This window comes from Actinoplanes sp. NPDC049802, assembly GCF_040656595.1.
Classification (GTDB): domain Bacteria; phylum Actinomycetota; class Actinomycetes; order Mycobacteriales; family Micromonosporaceae; genus Actinoplanes.
Genome location: NZ_JBFAMR010000003.1, coordinates 180,768 through 202,086, shown reverse-complemented (window position 1 = coordinate 202,086; position 21,319 = coordinate 180,768). Strand labels below are relative to the sequence as shown.

General features: G+C 71.5%; 18 protein-coding genes and 1 tRNA gene. 5 read left to right on the top strand and 14 right to left on the bottom strand.

The genetic code is table 11. The features are described from left to right. Positions 1-25: 25 nt before the first annotated feature. The 5 genes from hutI to AB0I88_RS03575 all read right to left on the bottom strand — a co-directional run bounded on the left by hutI (position 26) and on the right by AB0I88_RS03575 (position 6,439). On the bottom strand, positions 26-1,174 hold the full coding sequence (gene hutI, locus AB0I88_RS03595; protein WP_361017835.1) for an imidazolonepropionase: 1,149 nt from the start codon (positions 1,172-1,174) through the stop codon (positions 26-28). Next, positions 1,171-2,448 carry a formimidoylglutamate deiminase gene (locus AB0I88_RS03590; protein WP_361017834.1) on the bottom strand — a complete coding sequence of 426 codons (1,278 nt, stop codon included), beginning with the start codon at positions 2,446-2,448 and terminating at the stop codon, positions 1,171-1,173. Before AB0I88_RS03590 ends, hutI begins: the two co-directional genes overlap by 4 nt. Before the next feature lie 227 nt (positions 2,449-2,675). Beyond that, positions 2,676-3,830: an allantoate amidohydrolase gene (locus AB0I88_RS03585; RefSeq protein ID WP_361017832.1), complete on the bottom strand. Its 1,155-nt coding sequence runs from the start codon at positions 3,828-3,830 to the stop codon at positions 2,676-2,678. A gap of 117 nt (positions 3,831-3,947) precedes the next feature. Beyond that, positions 3,948-5,579, bottom strand: a complete 1,632-nt coding sequence (gene hutU / locus AB0I88_RS03580) for a urocanate hydratase (protein WP_361017830.1) — start codon at positions 5,577-5,579, stop codon at positions 3,948-3,950. A gap of 14 nt (positions 5,580-5,593) precedes the next feature. Beyond that, entirely contained in the window at positions 5,594-6,439 is an 846-nt protein-coding gene (locus AB0I88_RS03575) for a MurR/RpiR family transcriptional regulator (RefSeq protein WP_361017829.1), read from the bottom strand. A 214-nt stretch (positions 6,440-6,653) separates the two neighbouring features. Here AB0I88_RS03575 and AB0I88_RS03570 point away from each other — a divergent pair, with 214 nt between their 5' ends. Then, a complete protein-coding gene (locus tag AB0I88_RS03570) occupies positions 6,654-8,387 on the top strand; it encodes a hypothetical protein (protein ID WP_361017827.1) in 1,734 nt (577 codons plus the stop codon). Between the two features lie 90 nt (positions 8,388-8,477). Here AB0I88_RS03570 and AB0I88_RS03565 read toward each other — a convergent pair whose 3' ends face one another. Next, entirely contained in the window at positions 8,478-8,693 is a 216-nt protein-coding gene (locus tag AB0I88_RS03565; protein ID WP_361017826.1) for an NINE protein, read from the bottom strand. Between the two features lie 129 nt (positions 8,694-8,822). On the opposite strand from AB0I88_RS03565, the gene AB0I88_RS03560 reads away from it, so the two are divergent. Then, positions 8,823-9,641, top strand: coding sequence for an MOSC N-terminal beta barrel domain-containing protein (locus AB0I88_RS03560; protein WP_361017824.1), 819 nt, complete (start codon positions 8,823-8,825; stop codon positions 9,639-9,641). Between the two features lie 43 nt (positions 9,642-9,684). Next, positions 9,685-10,620, top strand: a complete 936-nt coding sequence (locus AB0I88_RS03555) for an expansin EXLX1 family cellulose-binding protein (protein WP_361017822.1) — start codon at positions 9,685-9,687, stop codon at positions 10,618-10,620. Between the two features lie 82 nt (positions 10,621-10,702). Here AB0I88_RS03555 and AB0I88_RS03550 read toward each other — a convergent pair. The 3 genes from AB0I88_RS03550 to AB0I88_RS03540 all read right to left on the bottom strand — a co-directional run bounded on the left by AB0I88_RS03550 (position 10,703) and on the right by AB0I88_RS03540 (position 12,031). Beyond that, positions 10,703-10,786: transfer RNA gene (locus AB0I88_RS03550), tRNA-Leu, on the bottom strand. A gap of 324 nt (positions 10,787-11,110) precedes the next feature. After that, a complete protein-coding gene (gene bcp / locus AB0I88_RS03545; protein WP_361017820.1) occupies positions 11,111-11,587 on the bottom strand; it encodes a thioredoxin-dependent thiol peroxidase in 477 nt (158 codons plus the stop codon). Positions 11,588-11,608: 21 nt separating this feature from the next. Beyond that, positions 11,609-12,031 carry an S-adenosylmethionine decarboxylase gene (locus AB0I88_RS03540; RefSeq protein WP_361017819.1) on the bottom strand — a complete coding sequence of 141 codons (423 nt, stop codon included), beginning with the start codon at positions 12,029-12,031 and terminating at the stop codon, positions 11,609-11,611. A gap of 258 nt (positions 12,032-12,289) precedes the next feature. On the opposite strand from AB0I88_RS03540, the gene AB0I88_RS03535 reads away from it, so the two are divergent. After that, complete coding sequence (locus AB0I88_RS03535) at positions 12,290-12,661, top strand: Asp23/Gls24 family envelope stress response protein (protein WP_361017817.1); 372 nt, start codon at positions 12,290-12,292, stop codon at positions 12,659-12,661. On the opposite strand, the gene AB0I88_RS03530 is transcribed toward AB0I88_RS03535, so the two are convergent. The 4 genes from AB0I88_RS03530 to AB0I88_RS03515 all read right to left on the bottom strand — a co-directional run bounded on the left by AB0I88_RS03530 (position 12,662) and on the right by AB0I88_RS03515 (position 15,572). Next, entirely contained in the window at positions 12,662-13,636 is a 975-nt protein-coding gene (locus tag AB0I88_RS03530) for a hypothetical protein (protein WP_361017815.1), read from the bottom strand. Then, positions 13,633-14,373, bottom strand: coding sequence for a thioredoxin domain-containing protein (locus AB0I88_RS03525; RefSeq protein ID WP_361017814.1), 741 nt, complete (start codon positions 14,371-14,373; stop codon positions 13,633-13,635). The genes AB0I88_RS03530 and AB0I88_RS03525 overlap by 4 nt, the downstream gene beginning before the upstream one ends. Positions 14,374-14,446: 73 nt before the next feature. Continuing rightward, the gene (locus AB0I88_RS03520; protein WP_361017812.1) at positions 14,447-14,938 is read right to left on the bottom strand and encodes a MauE/DoxX family redox-associated membrane protein; all 492 of its coding nucleotides are present in this window, start codon (positions 14,936-14,938) and stop codon (positions 14,447-14,449) included. Between the two features lie 85 nt (positions 14,939-15,023). Then, the gene (locus tag AB0I88_RS03515; RefSeq protein WP_361017810.1) at positions 15,024-15,572 is read right to left on the bottom strand and encodes a sigma-70 family RNA polymerase sigma factor; all 549 of its coding nucleotides are present in this window, start codon (positions 15,570-15,572) and stop codon (positions 15,024-15,026) included. A 56-nt stretch (positions 15,573-15,628) separates the two neighbouring features. On the opposite strand from AB0I88_RS03515, the gene AB0I88_RS03510 reads away from it, so the two are divergent. Next, on the top strand, positions 15,629-17,293 hold the full coding sequence (locus AB0I88_RS03510; RefSeq protein ID WP_361017808.1) for a copper resistance protein CopC: 1,665 nt from the start codon (positions 15,629-15,631) through the stop codon (positions 17,291-17,293). Between the two features lie 1,152 nt (positions 17,294-18,445). Here AB0I88_RS03510 and AB0I88_RS03505 read toward each other — a convergent pair. After that, a complete protein-coding gene (locus AB0I88_RS03505) occupies positions 18,446-19,141 on the bottom strand; it encodes a DUF6764 family protein (protein WP_361017984.1) in 696 nt (231 codons plus the stop codon). Positions 19,142-21,319 lie beyond the last annotated feature (2,178 nt).

Genomic DNA, 21,319 nt, shown 5'->3' with positions numbered 1-21,319 from the left:
CCCCGGATTCGTCCGTGGGGTGGCGTTAATGCGGCACTCCGTTGCGCAGAACGGCTCGGATCAGGGGGACACCCGGCCGGTAGGCCAGGTGCAGGTGCGAGGGGGCGTCCAGGACGATCAGGTCGGCGCGGGCGCCGATCGAGACCCGGCCCAGGTCGGCGCGGCGCAGGGCGGTCGCGCCACCCACGGTCGCCGCCGCGACCGCTTCGCTCGGTGTCAACCGCATCTCCCGTACGGCGAGGGCGATGCAGAACGGCATGGACGACGTGTACGACGAACCCGGGTTGCAGTCGGTGGCCAGTGCGACCGTGGCACCGGCGTCCAGCAGCCGGCGCGCGTCCGGATACCGCGACCGGGTGGAGAACTCCGCCCCCGGCAGCAGCGTGGCCACCGTGTCCGAGGAGGCGAGCGCATCCACGTCGGCGCCGTCCAGATGGGTGCAGTGGTCGGCGCTGGCCGCCCCCAGCTCCACCGCCAGCCGCACCCCCGGCCCGGGGCCCAGCTGGTTGGCGTGCAGCCGCAGACCCAGGCCGCGCTTCGCTCCGGCCTCCAGGATCGCGCGGGCCTGATCAGCGTCGAAGGCGCCGCGCTCACAGAACACGTCGACCCATTTCGCGTACGGGGAAGCCGCCGCCAACATGTCCCCGCACACCAGATCCACATAGTCGCCGGGGCGGTCCGCGTACTCGGCCGGCACCACGTGCGCGCCGAGGAACGTGGTCTCCTCGACGATCTCGGCGGCCACCCGAAGGGATCGTTCCTCGTCGGCGACGCTCAGCCCGTACCCCGATTTGATCTCGATCGTGGTGGTGCCCTGCCGCAGCGCCTCGCCCACCAGGCGCCGCGCGTTGCGGCGCAGCTCGTCGTCGCTCGCGGCGCGGGTGGCGGCGACCGTGGTCCGGATGCCGCCGCCGGTGTACGCCGCCCCGGCCATCCGCGCCCCGAACTCGGCCGCCCGGTCACCCGCGAAGATCAGGTGCGCGTGGCTGTCGACGAACCCGGGCAGCACGGCCGCCCCGTCCGCGTCCAGCACCGAGTCGGCGGCCGGAGCGGTCGACGCGGGCCCGATCCAGGCGATCCGGTCGTCCTCCACCACCACGGCGACGTCGTGCACGATCCCCAGCCCGGGATCGTTGGTGAACAGCTCACCGATATTCGTGACCAGAAGGCTCATGAAAGCACCTTCGCGAGTTCGCGGGGCACGTCGACCAGGGTGTGGCGGCCCTCGGAGACGATCCGGCGGCCACCCGAGATGACGTGCGTGACGTCGGCCGCGGTGGCCGCGAAGATCGCCTGATCGGGCCGGGAGCCCACGGTCCGCACACTGTCCAGGCCGACCGCCACCAGGTCGGCCCGCTGCCCGGGCGCGATCGTCCCGGCGTCGTCCCAGCCCAGCGCCGCGTGCCGGGCCGCCGCGGCGACCAGCTCGGCGGCCGGGAAGTGCCCGCGGCTCTCCGAGGACAACCGCTCGTTCATCTCCAGCCCACGGATCTCCTCGAACGGGTCGATCACCGCATTGCTGTCGCTGCCCAGGCTCAACGGCACGCCCGCGTCGGCGAGCGCCCGGGCCGGGCCGATGCCGTCGGCCAGATCCCGTTCGGTGGTCGGGCACAGGCACACCCCGGCACCCCGGTCGGCGAGCAGTTCGACGTCACCGTCGGTCAGATGGGTGGCGTGCACCGCGGTGGTGCCCGGTCCGAGGACGCCGTGCCGATCCAGCAGCTCGGTCGGGGTGCACCCGTGCACGGCCCGGCACTGCTCGTTCTCGGCCCGCTGTTCGGAGAGGTGCACGTGCAACGGGGCACGCCCGGCCAGCAGGGCCAGCTGGTCGGCGGGCACCGCGCGTACCGAATGGATCGCCGCACCGATCCGGGCGTGCGGCGCGGCGGAGAGCCCGGCCACCCGCTCGGCCCAGCTCTCCGCGTCGCCGTCACCGAACCGCTCCTGCACGCCCCGCAACGGCGCCCCGTCGACCCGCGACGTCAGGTACAGCGTGTCCAGCAGGGTGATCCGGATGCCGGCCTCCTCGGCGGCCCGGATCAGGGCCACGCCCATCGCGTTCGGATCGGTGTAGCGGGCTCCGCCCGGCGCGTGATGCAGGTAGTGGAACTCGCCCACGCAGGTGATCCCGGCCAGCGCCATCTCGGCGTAGACGGCCCGCGCCAGCGCCAGACAGCCGTCCGGGTCGAGGGCGCCGGCGACCGCGTACATCTGCTCGCGCCACGTCCAGAAACTGCCACACCCGCTGTGCGTACGCCCGCGCAGAACCCGATGGAAGGCATGCGAGTGAGCGTTCGCGAAACCGGGCAGCACCAGGCCGGGCAGGCGCTCGCCGACGGCAGGCGAGTCCGGTGTGACCGCCGCGAACCGGCCGTCCGCCACCTCGATCCGCACCTCCTCGGCGACCCGGTCACCCAGCCAGGCGTACCGGGCGTGATAAACGTTCATGCCGCCACCTCCGCTGCGCTCCGGCGTCGCCATGAATTCACACCTGAGCTTGATGATTCGCTCGCAAGCTCGCTCATGCCGCCACCTCCGCTGCGCTCCGGCGTCGCCATGAATTCACACCTGAGCTTGATGATTCGCTCGCAAGCTCGCTCATGCCGCCACCTCCGCTGCGCTCCGGCGTCGCCATGAATTCACACCTGAGCTTGATGATTCGCTCGCAAGCTCGCTCATGTCAGCGCCGCCAGGATCGTGGCCAGCGCCTCGACACCGGCCTCACAGTCGGCGTCGGAGGCGTGCTCGGCAGGGGAGTGCGACACCCCGGTCGGGTTGCGGACGAACAGCATGGCCGTCGGCACCCGTGCGGACAGCACCCCGGCATCGTGGCCCGCCCCGGTCGGCAGGATCGGCGCGCCACCCAGCAGGCCGCTCAGCCGGGCGGCCAGCCCGGCGTCGAAGGCGACCTCCCCGGTCACCGACTCGGCGGTCACCTCGACGGCGGTGCCGTCGCGCCCGGCCCGCTCGGTCGCCTCCCGCACCACCGAACCGACCAGACGGTCGAGGGTGCCGGTGTCCGCGGCCCGCGCGTCCAGCCAGCCGCGGACCAGCGACGGGATGGCGTTGGTGGCGTTCGGCTCGACCTGCACCCGCCCCATCGTGGCGTGCGCCCCGGCCAGCCTGGCCTCCCGGTCGGCGGCCAGCACGGTGAACGCGAACGTCAGCATCGGATCGCGCCGGTCGCCCATCAGAGTGGTGCCGGCATGGTCGCCGACCCCGCTGAAGTCCATCCGCCAGCGACCGTGCGGCCAGATCGCGCTCGCCACGCCGACCGGGACGGTCAGCGCCCGGCCCTGCTCGATGTGCAGCTCGACGGCCGCCGTCAGGTTTGCGATCCGCGGCTCGGCGCCGGCCGGCGGCGCTCCCAGCGCGTCCGCGAAGCTCACCCCGTCGCGATCCCGCAGCGCCGCGGCCTTCTCCGGCGTGATCGCGCCGGTCAGCAGACGAGACCCCAGACACGGTACGCCGAAGCGCCCGCCCTCCTCCTCGGCGAAAGCCGCGACCACCACTCTCCGGTCCGGCGGGATCTCGTCCACCGCGAGGAACGCGCTCACGATCCCCAGCGGGCCGTCGTAACCGCCGCCGTACGGAACCGAGTCGAAATGCGACCCGGTCAGCACCGTTCCCGGCGCCCACGGCTCGGCACGCCACGCGAACAGGTTCCCGTTGCCGTCCTCGGTGACCGTCATGTCCCGCCGGGCGGCCTGACCGCGGAACCAGTCGCGCAGGGTCAGCTCCGGCTCGGTCAGAGCGAGCCGCAGATAGCCGCCGCCTGCCGCCCGCCCCACCGGCGCGATCTCCGCCCACAACTTCCGGAACTCACTCATGATCTCGATCCTGAGCTGGCTGATTCGCTCGCAAGCTCGCTCATGTCGCCGCCTCCGCTTCGCTCCGGCGTCGCCATGAGTTCAACCCTGAGCTGACTGATTCGCTCGCAGGCTCGCTCATGGTTTCATCGGGATCTTCAGGTCGTCCGCGCATCCCGACTCGTAGCCGGCGTCGACGTGCCGCAGCACCCCCGTGGCCGGGTCGTTCGTCAGCACCCGTTCGATCTTCTGCCCGGCCAGCGCCGTCCCGTCCGCGACACACACCTGCCCGGCGTGGATGCTGCGCCCGATCCCGACTCCGCCGCCGTGGTGGATGGACACCCAGCTGGCCCCGGACGCGGTGTTGACCAGCGCGTTGAGCAGCGGCCAGTCGGCGATCGCGTCGGAGCCGTCGAGCATCGCCTCGGTCTCCCGGTACGGCGACGCCACCGATCCCGAGTCCAGGTGGTCCCGCCCGATCACGATCGGCGCGCTGACCTCGCCGCGCCCGACCATGTCGTTGAACCGCACGCCGGCCTTGTCGCGTTCGCCGTACCCCAGCCAGCAGATCCGTGCCGGCAACCCTTGGAAGGCGACCCGTTCGCCGGCCATCCGGATCCACCGTGCCAGCGGCTCGTTCTCCGGGAACAGGTCCAGTACGGCCCGGTCGGTGGCCGCGATGTCGGCCGGATCCCCGGACAGCGCCGCCCACCGGAACGGCCCTTTGCCCTCGGCGAACAGCGGCCGGATGTAGGCCGGCACGAACCCGGGGAAGTCGAAGGCCCGCTGGTAGCCGGCCAGTTTCGCCTCACCGCGGATGGAGTTGCCGTAGTCGAACACCTCGGCGCCCGCGTCCTGGAAACCGACCATCGCCTCGACGTGCCGGGCCATGCTCTCCCGGGACCGGTCGGTGAACTCGTCCGGCTTGGTTCGCGCGTACTCGGCCATGTCGTCCAGCCCGACACCGATCGGCAGATAGCTGAGCGGGTCGTGCGCGCTGGTCTGATCGGTCACGATGTCGATCGCGACACCGGTCTGCAGCAGCGCCGGGAAGATCTCGGCGGCGTTGCCGACCACACCGACCGACAGCGCCCGGCGCTCCGCCTTGGCCGCGAGCGCCATCGACACGGCCTCGTCCAGATCTCCAGCGACGACGTCCAGATAGCGGGTGTCGACCCGGCGCTGCAACCGGGTGCGGTCCACGTCGACGATCAGGCAGACGCCACCGTTCATCGTCACGGCCAGCGGCTGCGCCCCGCCCATGCCGCCGCAGCCGCCGGTCAGCGTCAGCGTCCCGGCCAGGTCGGCGCCGAACCGCTTCGCCGCCACCGCGGCGAACGTCTCGTACGTGCCCTGCAGGATTCCTTGCGTCCCGATGTAGATCCACGAACCGGCGGTCATCTGCCCGTACATGGTCAGGCCGAGCTGCTCCAGGCGGCGGAACTCCGGCCAGGTCGCCCAGTCGCCGACCAGGTTCGAGTTCGCGATCAGCACCCGCGGCGCCCACTCGTGCGTCCGCAGCACCCCGACCGGCTTGCCGGACTGCACCAGCAGCGTCTCGTCACCGCGCAACGTGTCCAGCTCGCGCACGATCGCGTGGAACGACGGCCAGTCCCGCGCGGCCCGTCCGGTGCCGCCGTAGACCACGAGATCCTGGGGCCTCTCGGCCACGTCCGGGTCCAGGTTGTTCATCAACATGCGCTTGGCGGCCTCCTGAGGCCACCCCATGGCGGTGTACGCCGTACCGCGCGGCGCCCGGATCTCGGACATCGAAGTCTCCTCCCTCAGGCCAGGAAAACGTGCCGGCGCGCGGCTGTCGCCTCGAACTCCTCGAGCCGTCGCTGCACCGGTTCGGGGACCGCGTCACACATCGCCTGCAACAGCACCATGGCCATCGCCATCGGGCCGGTGTGCAGGTCGAAGACGAGTTGTGTGCCCACCGCGGCGGGCAGCACGACGTCGGCGTGCTCGGCGACCGGGCTGACCGCCGAGTCGGTGATCGCGACCACCGAGAGGCCGGCCGTCCTCGCTTCGCGGACGGCCTCCACCGACTCGCGCGGATAGCGGGGAAGCACCATGGCCAGCATCGCACCGGCGCCGTCCGCGCGGGCCTGATCGAGCCGGTCCAGCAGGCTCGTCCCACCCTCGTCCAGCACCCGTACGCCCGGGAACACCTTCGCCGCGAAATACCCGAAGTACGCCGCCAGGGGTGCCGCGGCCCGCAGGCCCAGCACCGGGAGCGGGCGACTGCCGATCAGCAGGCCGGCCGCCCGCCGCACCTCGCCGAGGTCCCCCAGTTGCTCGCCGAGCCGCCGCAGATGGTCGGTCTCCGCGTGCACGGCCCGTTGCATCGCGTTCTGCTCGGCCGGCCGGCCCGGCTCGTCGGCGGTCAGCTCCCGCAGCTCTCGCCGCAACGCCGGATAACCCGAATAGCCCAGCGCCATCGCGAACCGGGTCACCGACGGCTGGCTCACCCCGGCCAGCTCGGCGACCTCGGCGGCGGACAGATACGCCACCTTCGCGGCGTGCTCCACCAGGCAGTGCGCGATCCGCCGCTGGGTGGGCGTCAGGCGCGCGCCCTGGAACAGATCCAGCACCCGCCCGGCCGACTTGATCGCTCCGTCATTCACGGAAGCAGCTTATGCATAAAATCTTTCAGAACACCAGGCATCCTTGCCGAACCAACTGCCGACCTTTCCCACCGGTTACTCGATGGGGCGTCGGCGACGCGGGCTCGGCGGACGGCGCCGTCCTGGCCCGGGCCCGCCGGCGGCTCGACAACGCGGAATCAGGCCCGGAAGCGAACGGGGCATCCGTTGTCCAATTAGGAACGTATGGTGAGGCGTGAGTGCTGATGTCGATGAAGAGCGCGACCCGAAGTCGTCAGGCTCGACCATCGGTGCCGACAAGCCCGCCGACCGCTCCGCCCAGGATCTTCGGCCCGGCGTTCGCTGGATGCCGTCGTTGGCGCTCCTGCTTCTCGCCGCCGCCGCCGTCCGCCTCGGTCTGGTCGTCCTGGAATGGCCGGCCAGCAACAGTGACGAAGCCACCATGGGACTGATGGCGATGCACATCGCCGAGGGCCGCCATTTCCCGGGCTTCATGTACGGCCAGTCCTACATGGGAACAGCAGAGGCCTATCTCGCCGCGGCCGTGTTCCGGGTGTCCGGCCCGTCGCTGGCCGGGCTCCGCCTCGCGATGCTCCTGCTGTACCTGCTGTTTCTCGTCTCGATGTTCGTGCTGGCTCGCCGCCTGTACGGCACCTCGGTGGCCCTGGTGTCGGTGGGGTTGCTGGCGCTCGGGTCACGAGAGTTGTACGGGCATCAGCTCGTGGCACACGGCGCGGTCCCCGAAACACTGCTGGCCGGCACGCTGCTGCTCATCCTCGGCCACCGGCTGTCGGAGACGCCGGGCGGTGCGGCCGGGCAGCGGTGGCGGCTGGCCGCCTGGGGCGCCACCGCCACGCTGGGGTTGTGGAGCACCGTGCTGGTCGCCCCGTTCGTGGCCACTTCGGCGGTGCTCATCTGGATGGCTCTCCGCCGGAGAACGGCCTCCCCGCCCGGCTGGCCGTGGGCCCTCGGCGCCGGGCTGATCACGGGCGCCATGCCGTGGCTGCTGCACGATCTCAGCCATCCGTGGCGGGACAGCGGCGTGGTCAGCGTGGTCGACATGTATCTGAACGGTGGCACCGGGCTGAACGGCCAGGAGTCGCCGGGACTCGCCGCCCAGGTGACCAACACGGTGACGACCAGCCTGTCCTACGTCACCGGAGGCTCCGCGCTGGCGCACCCGCAATCCCCGCCGGCGTGGTTCTTCGGCTATTCGGGAAGCTGGATCCCCCCGACCGACGACCCCGTCTCCACGCTGTGGGGGATCGCCCTCGTCGCGCTGTGGGCCGTCAGCCTCGCCACCTGTGTCCGGCGGCTGCGGCACGCCACGCCCGTCGAGCACGCGGCGCGGATCCGGGGCAGGCTGGCGATGCTGACCGCGGCCGGCCTGACCGTCCTGGCCTTCGCCACCAGCCCCACGCCGGGCGTCGCTCCGGCCGGCAACATTCGCTACATCATCGGCGTCCTCATCGCGACCCCGGCTGTGGTGGCCCCGCTGTGGGACCTGCGCTCCAGAGCCGGTGGCATGCTGAGATCCGCGGCGCTGCTGCTCGTGGCGGTCACGCTCGTCCTCGGCACCGCACAGGCGTACCGGGGCGCCGCTCACGGCCCCAGCGAGGCCGTCCGCCGCCAGTTGATCGACACCTTGCGGCGCGAGGGCATAACCCATGTCTACAGCGGCTATCTCGAATGCAACCGGCTGACGTTCCTCAGCCGGGAGGAGATCACCTGCGCCGTCCTGTTCGGTGATCCCGGCAGCGGCCTCAGCCCGGGACTGGACCGCTACCCGCCCTACCGGACCGCGGTGTGGGCCGACCCGGGCGCTGCCTACGTGTTTCGTTCCAAGGACACCCGCAACTCGGTACTGGCCCGCTCGACCTGCCACTGGCGGAAACGGTGGCGCTCCGCCGGCTACCAGATCTGGCAGCCGGCGGAGCGCTGTCCCATCCCGGCCGGCCACGCCCGATGACACGCCGCCCGGCCCACGTCCCGAACACCCGCCGAGACACCGGACGGGCCGGACCCCCGAGAGGATCCGGCCCGTCCGGGCTGTCGGTGGTCAGGCCACGCCGTTCGCCGCCCGCACCTGCTTCGGCAGGGTGAACAGGTCGATCAGCAGGCCGATGCCCAGGAAACCCACGGTGAAGATGTAGGCGATGCCCATGCCGATCTTGCCCAGGTAGAACTTGTGCACACCCAGAGCTCCGAAGAAGAACCAGAGCACGTACGCGATACCGACCTGTTTCTGGGCCGGAGCCGCGGTCGTCTGAGTCATGAGAGTCTCCCGTTAAGATGATGCGAGCCCGAGCGGGCTGAAATTGATCAGCTTGAAGGCGTGAGCTTAGTTGATCTAGGGGACTCGGGGAACCCCGAACGCCGTGATCGCCTGTGGCAGGCTGGCGACATGCGGATCGCCTCGCTCCACACGTACCCCGTCAAGGGCTGCCACCGCCTCGACCACGACGAGGCGCGGGTCGAACCGTGGGGCCTCGCGGGCGACCGGAGATGGATGATCGTCGACGCCGAAGGCGTCGGTGTCACCCAGCGCGACACCACCCTGCTGACCCGCCTGACCGCCCGCCCGCGCGCCGGAGGACTCCACCTCAGCGCCCCCGGCATGCCCGACATCGACATCCCGGAACCGACGGCGGAGAGCGGAATCCGGGTACGCGTCTTCCGTGACCAGGACGCCGTCCCGGCCCGCCTCGCCGCCACCACCTGGGTCGCCGAATTCCTCGGCCGCGACGCCCGCCTCGTCTGGCAGGACGACCCCACCACCCGCAGCGCCGACGGTGACAGCGTCAACCTCGCCGACGGCTACCCGCTCCTCCTGGCCGGCACCGCCTCCCTCGACGCCCTCAACGACCGGCTCCTCGAGGACGGCGGCGAACCCGTCCCGATCCACCGCTTCCGGCCCAACATCGTCATCACCGGCGCGCCCGCCTGGGCCGAGGACGACTGGACCGGTCGGCGCCTGCGCATCGGCGAGCACACCTACCGCGTCGGCAAACCGTGCGCCCGCTGCCGTGTCACCACCATCGACCAGGAGACCGGCGAGACCGGCCGGCAACCGCTGCACGTCCTCGGCCGATACCGGCGCTTCGGCACCGAACTCCACTTCGCCGTCAACCTCGTCCCCGACCTCGGCGCGGGGCGGACCGGCACCCTCCGTACCGGTGACACCGTCACCCTCGTGGATGAGCCCGCCTTAGAAGAGTCTTAGGAGATTTGCCCCCACCCCGCAGTGGCGACCAGGATGCCTGGTCGTGAGCGCTCACCGATCCAAATTCACCGTCCGATGGCTCGCCGCCGGCGGTGCCGCCGTCCTCGCCGGCGTCCTGGGCGTCGCCATGCTCCTCACCAACGGCGGATCGGCCTGCGCCGCGCCACCGGGCACCACCGCCAAGACCGGCAAGGCCACCTTCTACGACCTGGCCGCCACCAGCGGAAACTGCTCCTTCGAGGTGCCCGCCGACGACCTCTACGTCGCCCTCGGCCCCGGCCAGTACTCGGAAGGAGCCGCCTGCGGCGCCTACCTCGACGTCACCGGCCCGAAGGGCAAGGTTCGCGTCAAGGTCTTCGACTCCTGCCCCGAATGCGCCCCCGGGCACCTCGATCTGAGCCGTACCGCGTTCAAGAAGATCGGCAACGAGATCGACGGCATCATCCCGATCAAGTACAAGCTGGTCGCCAACCCCTCCACTCCCGCGCCGATCAGCGTGCGGATCAAGGAGGGCGCGTCGCGGTACTGGTTCGCGGCCCGCATCGACAACCACGCCAACCTGCTCTCCTCCGTCAAGGTCTCCAGCGGCGGCGGCTTCAAGACCGCCCACCGCACCGACTTCAACTACTGGCTCATCGACGCGGGCGCCGGCGCCGGCCCATTCAAGATCAAAATCACCGATGTGTACGGGAACACGGCCACCCTCACCGGCATCAGCATGAGCCCCGGAACCGTGCAGAGAACCGGCGTACGCATGACCGGCGGCTCCGCCACGGTGGCAGGGAAGACGACCGCCCCCACGAAGGCGGCCAAGAAGTCCCCCATCGCCAAGACGTCCTCCGCGACCCCGTCCCCGGCGGTGTCGACCTCGGGCCCGGCCGCCCCGCTGCCGGAGTCCACGGTCGCCGACTCCGGTGCCGCCTCGATCGAGCCCACCCAGCCGCTCGTCGACCTGGCCGCCGCGCCCAGCAACTGCTGACGTCCCCGGGGAGTCCCCTACAAGGGCTCAGGCCCGGTCGAAAGACCGGGCCTGAGCCGCGTCGGAGTGGATCCGATCACGGTGCGGAAGAGGGGACTTGAACCCCTACACCCTTTCGAGTACTGGGACCTAAACCCAGCGCGTCTGCCTATTTCGCCACTTCCGCCCGATTTGCCCCTCAAGGCAAAGCGTTGTGAAGAGTGTAATCGGTCGGCCGCACCCGTGGCCTCTCGCTCACCACCGATCTGAGCGTCCCGGATGGCCGAACCGCTCCACGTACCCGAAAAGGAGCGGGAACCGCGCGCCGGCCTCGGTCCCCGGAAGTTCGGCAACCCGGTGGAAGCGTGCACGGCGGCCGCCTTGCGGGTTGGTACCGCATGACGGCCGCCGTGAGAATCCGGACCGCCGTGCCGTTTCGGCGATTGCCCTCCTGATCGGCGGAGGCGGCCCGGACCTGCGGGGTTTGGCTGGGTGTTTCCGGTGGCTGGGATCAGTCGAGGCCCAGGTCGCGGCGGAGCTTGGCGACGTGACCGGTGGCCTTGACGTTGTAGAGGGCCCGCTCGATGACACCGTTCTCGTCGATGACGAAGGTGGAGCGGATGACGCCGGTGACCGTCTTTCCGTAGAGCTGCTTCTCGCCGTACGCCCCGTACGCCGTGAGGGTGCTCTTGTCCTCGTCGGCGACCAGCGGGAACGTGATGGCGTCGTGCTCGCGGAATTTGGCGAGTTTGGCCGGCTTGTCGGGGGAGATGCCGACGACCTCGTATCCGGCGGCCTGGAGCGATGCCAGGGAGTCGCGGAAGTCGCAGGCCTGCTTGGTGCAGCCGGGCGTCATGGCGGCCGGGTAGGCGTACAGCACGACTTTGCGCCCGCGCAGGTCCTTGAGGGCGAGGCTGTCGCCGGTGTCGGTGGGGAGGGTGAAGTCGGGCGCGGCGTCGCCGGCGCTGAGACGCACGTTGTCAGTCATGGACCCGACGATAGTGCCGTTCTAGCCGGGCACCCGTCGACCGCTCCACAGCCGGCGTGCGGCGGCGAGGTCGCGGGGCCATTCCTCACCGCGACGGGTGAGCGAGTGCTCGGTGATCTCGAAGTCCCCGACGAGGCGGTGGAATTCGTCGAGCACGTCTTCTTCGTGGAACGGTTTGCAGGAGAAGACGTTGATGAGGATCTCGCGCAGGTGCGGGTAGGTGTGGATGGCGGCGTGGGATTCGGCGAGGATCACCACGGCGGATTTCCCGGCTTTTTCGGGCGGGCCGGTCTCGGTGGCGACCAGGGGCCCGGCGATGACCGTCATGTCGATCCGATCGACCAGGTCACGCATGAACCGGGTGAGTGTCTCGTCATTGTCGAGCATGCTCGTGTCGGCGATGCCGGAGAGCCTGAGGGTGAGTTCGTCGCCGTAGTGGGACATGACCGTAAGTTAGCAATTCGAAGCAATGCGTGACAGTCGCTGGACATGCCAATCCAAACGGCCTGGGAATCCGTTCTCAAAGCCCATTCCGGTTGCTGTTTTCCGGTACTCCGTGCACATCTTGAGAACGGAAACAACGGCATTCGGCAGCGTGTTCTGCGCACCGAGTATCAGCCTCGTGCACCCCTTCGGTATGGCCGAGCGGCGGTGATCGTGAGTACGCTCCCGGCACCGACGTCGAAATGGAGATCAGGGCAGATGAGCGAGGCTACGGACGGCACCACGCAGGCGGGCACCACCACCGTCTCCAGCGAGGTCGTCGAGAAGATCACTGTTGCGGCCGCGAAGGCCGTGCCGGGTGTCGCGGACCTGGGTGGTGACGTGGCCCGGTTCTTCAACAACGTGCTGGACAGGGTGGGTCTCGACCAGGTGGGCGACGCGAGCCGCGGCGTCTCGGCGAAGGTCAGCGGCAGCGATGTGACGGTCACCGTGGTGCTGGTCCTGGAGGCCGGCCGGGTGGTGGCCGAGGTGACCGCGGCCGTCCAGCAGGCGGTGACCGCGGCCCTGCAGGGTTACGGCCTGAACGTGCTGGCCGTGAACGTGAACGTGGACGACATCGCCGGCGTCTGATCAGGCGGCCGTGGTCGTGGGCGCGGGGACGGCGGCGCGCATCCGGAGCACTCCGGTGAGCGCCAGCCCGGCGCCCGCGCCGATGGCGATCGCCACCGCGGCCCGCGCCGCCCAGCCGGGTCCGGCAGCCGGCAGGACCGCGGCGAAGAAGACGTCGGCGGCACCGAAACCGGCGAAGGCGGCCAGCACGAAACCGGAGAGCGCCAGGTAGAACGGTGGGTGACGGACGGCGGCCGCGCAGGCGAGCAGGCCCGCGACGATCGGCACGCCGGACCAGCCCCCGCCGTCCAGAGCGCGCGCTACCGCGTACCCCAGGGTGGGAAGGCCCGCGATCAGGGCGAGGGCCCGCACCGAGCCCGGCCACCGCGCGGCGACGAGGGTGACGGCGAGGCCGATCAGAGCCGCGCCGCCCCACCAGGCCCAGGCGGGCGGTGGTGGCTCGTAGTCGAGGGTGCCCTGGATGTCGAAGGTCCGCACCTGGTCGCGGAGCGGGACCGTCCACTCGCGCAGCCGGTGCGGCCGGTCGTCACGGACCCCGGGTGGCAGAGTGCTCTCGGTCCACTGGGTGCGCTGGTCGTGCCAGCGAACCGTGGTGTCGCCGGAGATCTTGCGCCAGGTGGGCGCCGCGGTGGGGTCGGCGGTCGCGGGGACCGCGGTGGCGCCGTCGCGGGTCTCGTTGAGGTACGCGGCCGGCGACCCGGTGTTCTGATAGGTGCCGTCCGGCCGGACCTCCAGGTAGGGCTCGCCGGAGTAGCCGAGGATCTCGACGGCCCGGCCGGTGTCGTTGCTGAGTTCGAGGCGGGCGCCGCCCTCGACGACCCGGACCCGGAGGCCGTCCATCGGATTGCTGAGCCCGGTGACGGTGACCCGGTAGGAGCTGACCTCGGTGGTGTCACCGGCGTGGGCGAACGCCGGAGTGGCCGGCGCGAGGACCGCGCCGGCCACTGCCAGGACGTAACCGAGGAGCCGTCTCACCCGGCGGCCTTCTCGATGGTTTCGGTGATCAGTGCGGTGTTGGGCACGGTTTTGTCCGGCCCGGTGACGACCTGGCCGTCGACGGTGATCGTCGGGGTGCCGTTGAAGCCACGCTGGGAGAAGGTCTCGGTGGCCTGGGCAGCCCATGCCTTGTACGTTCCCTCGTTCACCGCGTTCTTGAAAGTGTCACTGGTCAGGCCCACGGTGGCGGCCAGCTCGATCATCTTGGCGTCGCTGAGGCCACTGGAGCCCTCCGGCGGCTGGTTGGCGTAGAGGACGTCGTGGAACTCGATGAACTTGCCCTCCTCTGCCGCGGCGGCGGACGCGGCGGCGGAGCGGGTCGAGTACTGGGTGCCGTTGGAGTAGTCGTCCAGGATGGCGACCGGATGGAACCGTAGCGTGATCTTGCCGTCGCTGGCGAGCCGCTTCAGCGTCGGCCCGGTGGCGGTCTCGAAGTTGCGGCAGGTCGGGCAGATGAAGTCCTCGTAGACGTCGACGGTCACCGGGCCGGTGCCGGTGGCGAAGGCGGTGCCCTCGTCGACGGCGACGCTGGGGGTGGTGACCTTTCCGTCGTCCTGCCCGGAGAGGACGGTGTAGCCGAACAGGCCGGCCACGAAGAGAATCAGGACCACGGCGACCGAGGTCCACAGCGTCACGGTACGGCGCCGTTCGGCCGCCTTCTGCTCGGCGACGATCTGCCGCGCCCTGGCCGAACGCTCCTTGCTGCCCTTGCTCATCGCGCCACCTCCGCCGCGCTCCGGTGTCGCGATGAGTTGATGACTGAGCTGAATGATTCGCTCGCGAGATCGTTCATTGTTTCCCCATGAGTACGCCGTCGAGTGAGAACCGGGTGCGGGGACGCCACACCAGGATCCCGGAGAGTGCCAGGAACGCCAGGTCACGCAGGATGTCGACGCTGTACGCGGTGCTCTCGCCGACACCCAGGTCACCGCCGGAGCTGAAGCAGCCGCAGTCGATGCGCAGCCCTCGCGCCCAGGCTGACACGATGCCCGCGATGAAGATCGCCATCAGCGCCGCGGAGATCGCGCCGGTGAGCCGGGTGGCGAGGCCGATCAACAGGAGCAGCCCGAGGGCGATCTCCAGGAACGGCTGCACCGCGCCGACGATCTTCGCGGTGTCGTACGACATGAGGTCGTAGGCGTGAACCGCGCGGGCCGAGGCGGCGAGGTCACCGATCTTCAGCGAGCCGGCGACGAGCCAGACGGCGGCCAGGACGAGCCGGGCCGCCGTGGAGATCCACGGCCAGGCGACGGTCATGCGGATCTGCCGGGTGGTTTCCATGGTCACATCCGGTTGGTCGGATTCCGCGGCGCTTCGGTTCCCCGAGATCACGATCCGCAGCTTCTTCACAGGAAGCGTAGAAGGCTCAGCTGGCCCGGGCCCGCGCCACCGCGGTGATCAACTCGTCGCGGGCGCGCGCCACCCGGGAACGGATCGTGCCGACCGGGACCGACTCGACCTCGGCGGCCTCCGCGTACGACAACCCCAGCACCTGGGTGAGCAGGAACGCGGTGCGGCGTTCCTCGCTGAGCCGGCCGAGCAGGTCGGCGCTGCTGAGCCGGTGTGCCGGGTCGGGCGCGGGCAGATCGGTGGCGGCCTGTGCGGCCAGCCGGGCGTCGAGCCTGCGCCGCCGGACCACCGAACGCAGGTGGTCGGCGCAGGTGCGCCGGGCGATGCCGAGCAGCCAGGTGCGGACTCCGGACCGGCCGGCGAACGTGTCCAGCGCGCGGAAGGCCCGCAGGAACGTCTCCTGGGTCAGGTCGTCGGCCACGCCCGGATCGACCAGCGCCGCGGTGAATCGCCAGACCTCGGCCTGGGTGGCGCGTACGAACGCGGCCTGCGCCGCCGGGTCGCCGTCACGGGCGGCCAGGGCCAGCGCGGTCGTCTCGTCCGTCTCCGCATCACCAACCGTCACGAGGCGTCATGGTACGCGCTCCGCCGTCCCCGGGGCGGATCTGGAACCATGCATGCATGCCAGTCATGACCGTTGACCGACGCCGGGTGCTCGCCGTGCTGGCCGGGCTACTGATCGGATTGTTCGGGCCGCTGCTGGCCGCCGCGCCGGCGAGTGCCCACGCGGCCCTGGTCGGCAGCGACCCGGCCAACGGATCGGTGGTTCCGGATGCGCCGAACCGCGTGACACTCACGTTCAGTGAGTCGGTGCAGCTCATCACCGGCAAGATCCAGGTGCTCGCTCCGGACGGCTCCCGCGCCGACCAGGGCCCGCCGACGGTCAGCGGCATGCAGGTGACGATCCCGCTGCGTTCCGGTGGCGGTCGCGGCACGTACCTGGTCAGCTACCGGGTCACGTCCGCGGACAGCCACCCGGTCGCGGGCACTGTCACCTATTCGGTGGGCGCGGCCTCCACCCCGCCGACGGCGGACCAGGCGGCTGACGCCGAGGTCGATCCGGTGGTCCGCGTGCTCATCCCGATCGCCAAATATCTGGGGTACGTGGGACTCGTACTCCTGATCGGCCCGGTCCTCGTGCTCGCTCTGTTGTGGCCGCACCGGCTGGACCGGCGTGGACCGGGCCGGGTGATCTGGACCGGCATCGGGTTGGTGGCCGGCAGCACCCTGCTCGGATTGTGGCTGCAGGCGCCGTACACGTTGGGCACCGGCCTCTTCGAGGTGACCGTCGACGATCTGCGTGACGTGCTGGGCAGCACGTTCGGTGCGGTCATGCTGGTCCGGCTGGGCGTGATCGTGGCGGCCGCGTTCCTGCTGCGGCCGCTGCTGACCGGCCCGGCAGGCGGCGAGTCACGGCTCGACCTGGCGATCCTCGGCGTCCTCGGGGTGGCGGCGCTGGCGACCTGGCCGCTGACCGGCCACCCGGCCGCCTCGCCGGTGGCCGGGGTGTCGGTGGTGATCGACGCGCTGCACCTGGCGGCCATGGCGGTCTGGCTGGGCGGTCTGGTGATGCTCTGCGTCTTCCTGCTGCCCCGGGCCAGCGCCCGCGAGCTCGGCGCGATCCTGCCGATCTGGTCCCGCTGGGCGGCCGCCGCGGTCGGCGCGCTGATCTTCGCCGGGGTGGTCCAGGCACTCATCGAGGTGTCCACCCTGGATGGGCTGATCAACAGCACCTACGGCCGGATGATCCTGGCCAAGGTCGGCCTCGCCGCCGTGGTGCTGGCCGTCGCCGCCTTCTCCCGCAAGCTGGTCAGGTCGCAGGCCGCCACCGAGAGGCCCGGGCCGCTGCGCCGGATCGTGGTGGCCGAGCTGGCGATCACCGCGGTGGTGCTCGGTGTCACGTCGCTGCTGGTGCAGGAGCCTCCCCCGCGGACCGCCCAGGCCGTCGAGACCGGTCCGGTCAGCACGACCGTGGACCAGACGCTCACCGCGGAGAAGATGTCACTCCAGGTTTCGATCTTCCCGGCCAAGACCGGCAACAACTCGATTCATCTGTACGCGTACACGCCGGACAGCAAGCCGTTGCCGGTCGTCGAGTGGAAGGCGACCGCGTCCCTGCCGGCGAAGGGACTGGAGAACCTCGAGATCCCGCTGTTGCGGATCACCGATTTCCACGCCATCGGCGACATCAATCTGCCGTACGAGGGGGAGTGGCAGTTCAGGTTCACCGCGCGTACCACCGAGATCGATCAGACGACGCTGACCATGACCGCCGAGATCTCCTGATTCCGGCGCGTGGGTGAGGCCTGGCCCGAATGGGCCGGGCCTCGCTTCGTATCTATCGGGGACTCGCATCCTGTTTGACCACTTTGGGGTTATTTGCATCTGTATCGTCCTCGCAGTACGGCCCGGGAAGGGGGAGAGACAGATGCGGGTGTTCCGCACGATCCTCGGCATGCTGTTACTGACCATCGGACTGCCCGCGCTGCTGGCCGGCGGCGGACTGTGGGCCGTCATGCAGCACCGCGACCCGGGAGGCGCCTTCAGCGGCGAACTCCAACGCCTCACCGTGCCCGGGTACGCGGTCGTCGTCCCCGACATCGACCGGCTGCTGCGCGACGACGCCCCGTTCGCCCGCATGGCCGCCACCCAACTGCGGCTCTCCGTGGTCACCACCGACGGCCCGGCCTTCCTCGGCCTCGCACCGTCCGACGACGTCGCCCGATACCTCGCCGGAGTCCCGTACAGCCGGGTCGACGCCGTCGACATCGGCACCGGAGTCCTGCCCGTCACCACCGTCCGGTCCGGCGGCCGCCGCGCCCCCGCCGGAACCCCCGCCCGGCAGACGTTCTGGACCACCAGCGGATCCGGCCAGATCGCCCTCACCCCCGCCGAGTTGAGCGACCGCCCGTACAGCCTGGTCCTGATGAACGCCACCGGCGCCCCCGTGGTCCGGCTCGCCGCCATCGCCGAAGTCCGCCCCGGCTGGCTCAACACCAGCACCTGGGCCCTGCTCACCCTCGGCACCCTGCTCGTCATGGCCGGCGTCATCGCCCTCGCCTGGCCGGGCCGCCGCCGCGAGATCGTCTACGTCGTCGAACCCAGCCAGGTCCCGGAACTCATGCACGCCATCGGGGCGCCCCTTCCCCTTCCCGGCGGCGCCGCATACCACTCCGGCCTGCGTGGTGGGGCACACCGGCCGCGTACGCTCGCCGACTTCCGTCCCAGCCGCCCGCCCGCACTGCCGCAGTTCGCCTGGCCGCCGACCCGCCCGGCCGGCCCGTTCCCGCCCGCCATCACCGGCACCCGCCCCGAGATCACCGGCTTCCCGCCCGTACTCGACGGCCCCACCCCGAACCTGGTCGCCGCCGGGCCGTCCTCCGGCGGGCCGTCCTCTGCGGGGCCGTCCTCCGGCGGCCCGGCGGCCGTCGCCTCCGGTCAGATCTCCGCAACCGGTGCCGGTTCCGCCTCGCTTACCGGCACGGTTCCCGGTCCGGTGGCTTCCGCGGGTTCCGTTCCCGGTTCGGTGGCTTCCGCGGGTTCCGTTCCTGGTCCGGTGGCTTCCGCGGGTGCGGTTCCCGGTTCGGTGGCTTCCGCGGGTGCCGTTCCTGGTCTGGTGGCTTCCGCGGGTGCCGTTCCTGGTCTGGTGGCTTCCGCCGGTTCCGTTCCCGGTTCGGTGGCTTCCGCCGGCACGGCCGGCCTCGCGGTCTCCAGCAGCGCCACCCTCGGCCGGGCGGCAGGCGCCGGCCTCGGCCCGGCGTCTCCCGCCACCGGCGGCGACTGCCCGGTCACTCCTGGTGGAGGCGCTGATCGGCCCGGTGGTTCCGGTCCGGCCACTCCGGCTCCCGGTGGGCGCACCCCGGCACCCGGCCAGCCGTTGAGCCTGCTCGGCGACACGCCCGCGCTCGCCGGGCTGCAGCCCGGCCCGGTTCCCGCCCGGCGCGGCGACCGCCGCAACTCACCGGCCGGCACCGAGCTGCCCGAGTTCCAGGCCACCGCCGTCGGTGCCTGGGTCGCGGCCACCGCCCCCGAACGGGCACGCCAAACCGAGCTCCGCGCCGCTGCCCGGCTGGCCGAGGCGGCCCGCCGCAACGCCGGCAAGTTCACCCCCGCACAGGGCGGCCGAACCAACATGCCGGGAGCGACGATCCCCATCGCCTCCCCGCGCCGCAGCGACACCACCGAACCCGGCGCCACCCCACAGCCCGGCCGGACACCCACACAGCAGACGCCCCCGGACGTCGCAGCCGACCCGGCCGCCCAGGCGCCGCCCACGGCGGAGGAGCAGACGGGACAGGCCGCGGCGGGGAATGCCGCCCCGAACTCCCTGGTCCGGCCGCCGGTTGCCGCGAAGGAACGTGCCGACGTGACGGAGGAACCCGCTGAGCAGGCGGGCGATGTACCGGCCCCGGAGGCGGTCGCCGCGAAGGAACCGGTGGCTCAGGTGGCGGCCGGGGATGTCGCCGCGGAGGCCGCCCGGTCGATCGCCGTGAAGGAGCCCGCTGAACAGGCGGGCGACGTTCCGGCTCTGAAGGAGCAGACCACCGGCACGACCCCGGCGGAAGACACGATCACCACGGCCCGCCGGCAGGTGCCGGAGACCACGTCGTCCGGCGACGCGAACCGGCCGAAGCCTTCGGCCCGGCGTGCGGAGACGAAAGCCGAAAACCCCGGCGCGGCCGGGCCGGCGACGACGGTCCCCGCCGCCGACCCCGAGGATGTACGCCCGGACGGCACCCCTTCGTCCGCCCCGGAGGACGGCGGAACGGCGGCCCACCCCGGCGGGCGATCCCCGGACTCCCGGCCGTCGCAGCCGTCGATGACGAGGGTGGCTCTGCGCACCGGCCCCGCCGCAACCGACTGGACCGCGAACAGCCTGACCCGCATGGGCGGGCCCTGCACACCGAAGCCCACTCCCACAGCCGAGCCCTCCGGAGACCGAACCCCGTCAGGAGGCCGTTCCTCCGCGAAGCCGTCCGATGTCCGAGAGGCTCCGCTGTCGCAGGCGCCGGACGTCAGCCCGGCACCGGACTCGGAGGCCGCTGCCGGCGAGGTGACCGCCCGGATCGAGGCCACCGGTTCCGGCCTGCCTCCGGAATGGCCCCTGGTCAACACACCGGCCGGCTCGCACCCGACCGCACAGCCTCGCGCGACCGACCCGGTTCCCGCGTGTGGAGTTCAGGTGCGAATCGCGCCCGAACCCCACACGCCGACCACCGGCGCACCTTCGCCGGGTGGAGCCGGCGACTCCGGCGATGCGCTGCCGTCGTCGCACGAAGTCGCCGCCCAGGCGGACAGGGGCGGCTCGGAGACGGCCACTACGGCGACGAGCATGCCGGAGAAACGATCGATCGTCCCGGCGCCGCCCGGAACCGCCACGGATGACCGGCCCCTGCCGGCCCCGGCGAGCGCCGACCAGCGCACCTCGATCCACGCGGCCGAGGCCGGAACCCCGGTACTTGAGAGGGCCGCGCAGACCCGGGCCGCCGGCGCGGAGGGGACGGTGTCGTCCGAGGGCGTGTCCGGGGCGGCGGGGCGGACTCGGGTGCCCGGCATTGAGGGTATGTCCGGGGTGGCGGGGCGGACTCGGGTGCCCGGCATTGAGGGGACGGTGTCGTCCGAGGGTGTGTCCGCGGTGGCCGGGCAGGCGCGGGTGCCCGGCATGGAGGAGACGGCATCCTCCGAGGGCACGTCCGGTGGGAAGGCGGGCGCAACGTCGACGGTGACGGAGCCGCCCAGCGCGCCCACCCGGAAACGGGCGCCCGCTCCGGCCGGGAAGCCGCGACGGACCTCGATGCACACGGTGGAGTCCGGAGCGGAGAAGCTCAGCGGAAAGCCGGCCCCCGTGCCGACCCGCGGCATCGCGGAGCGGCCGGGGCGGGCGGCCGGTGGTTCCCGGTCCGCAAAGGCCTCGCCCGTCCCTGTTCCCGAGAGTGTGGCGGATGCCGCCCCGGCCAAGCCCGTCGAGGACACTGCCGCTGAGCCCGGGAAGGAGCGGAAACTCGCCGACGGCACGCCCGGAGCCGGGGACCCGGCGTCTGCCAGGCCGCGGGCGAAGGGTGCCACCGCGAAGGGTGGCGACGACAATCCGCTGGCGCGGGCGCAGAGCCGTATCAGTGGAGGGAAGCCCGCGGCGGCCCGGCCGGCTCCCGCCGTGCGGCGGACTCCCGCGTCGTGGCTCCGGGCGGCCGAGTCTGTGGCGGCCCGGACCGGGGTGCGAGCCGAGGAGGGGACGGCTCAGCCCGTACCCGCGAAAGACCGGACGAGCGGGGACCACGCCGCCGAGAGCGGGACCAGCGAGAATGCGAAACC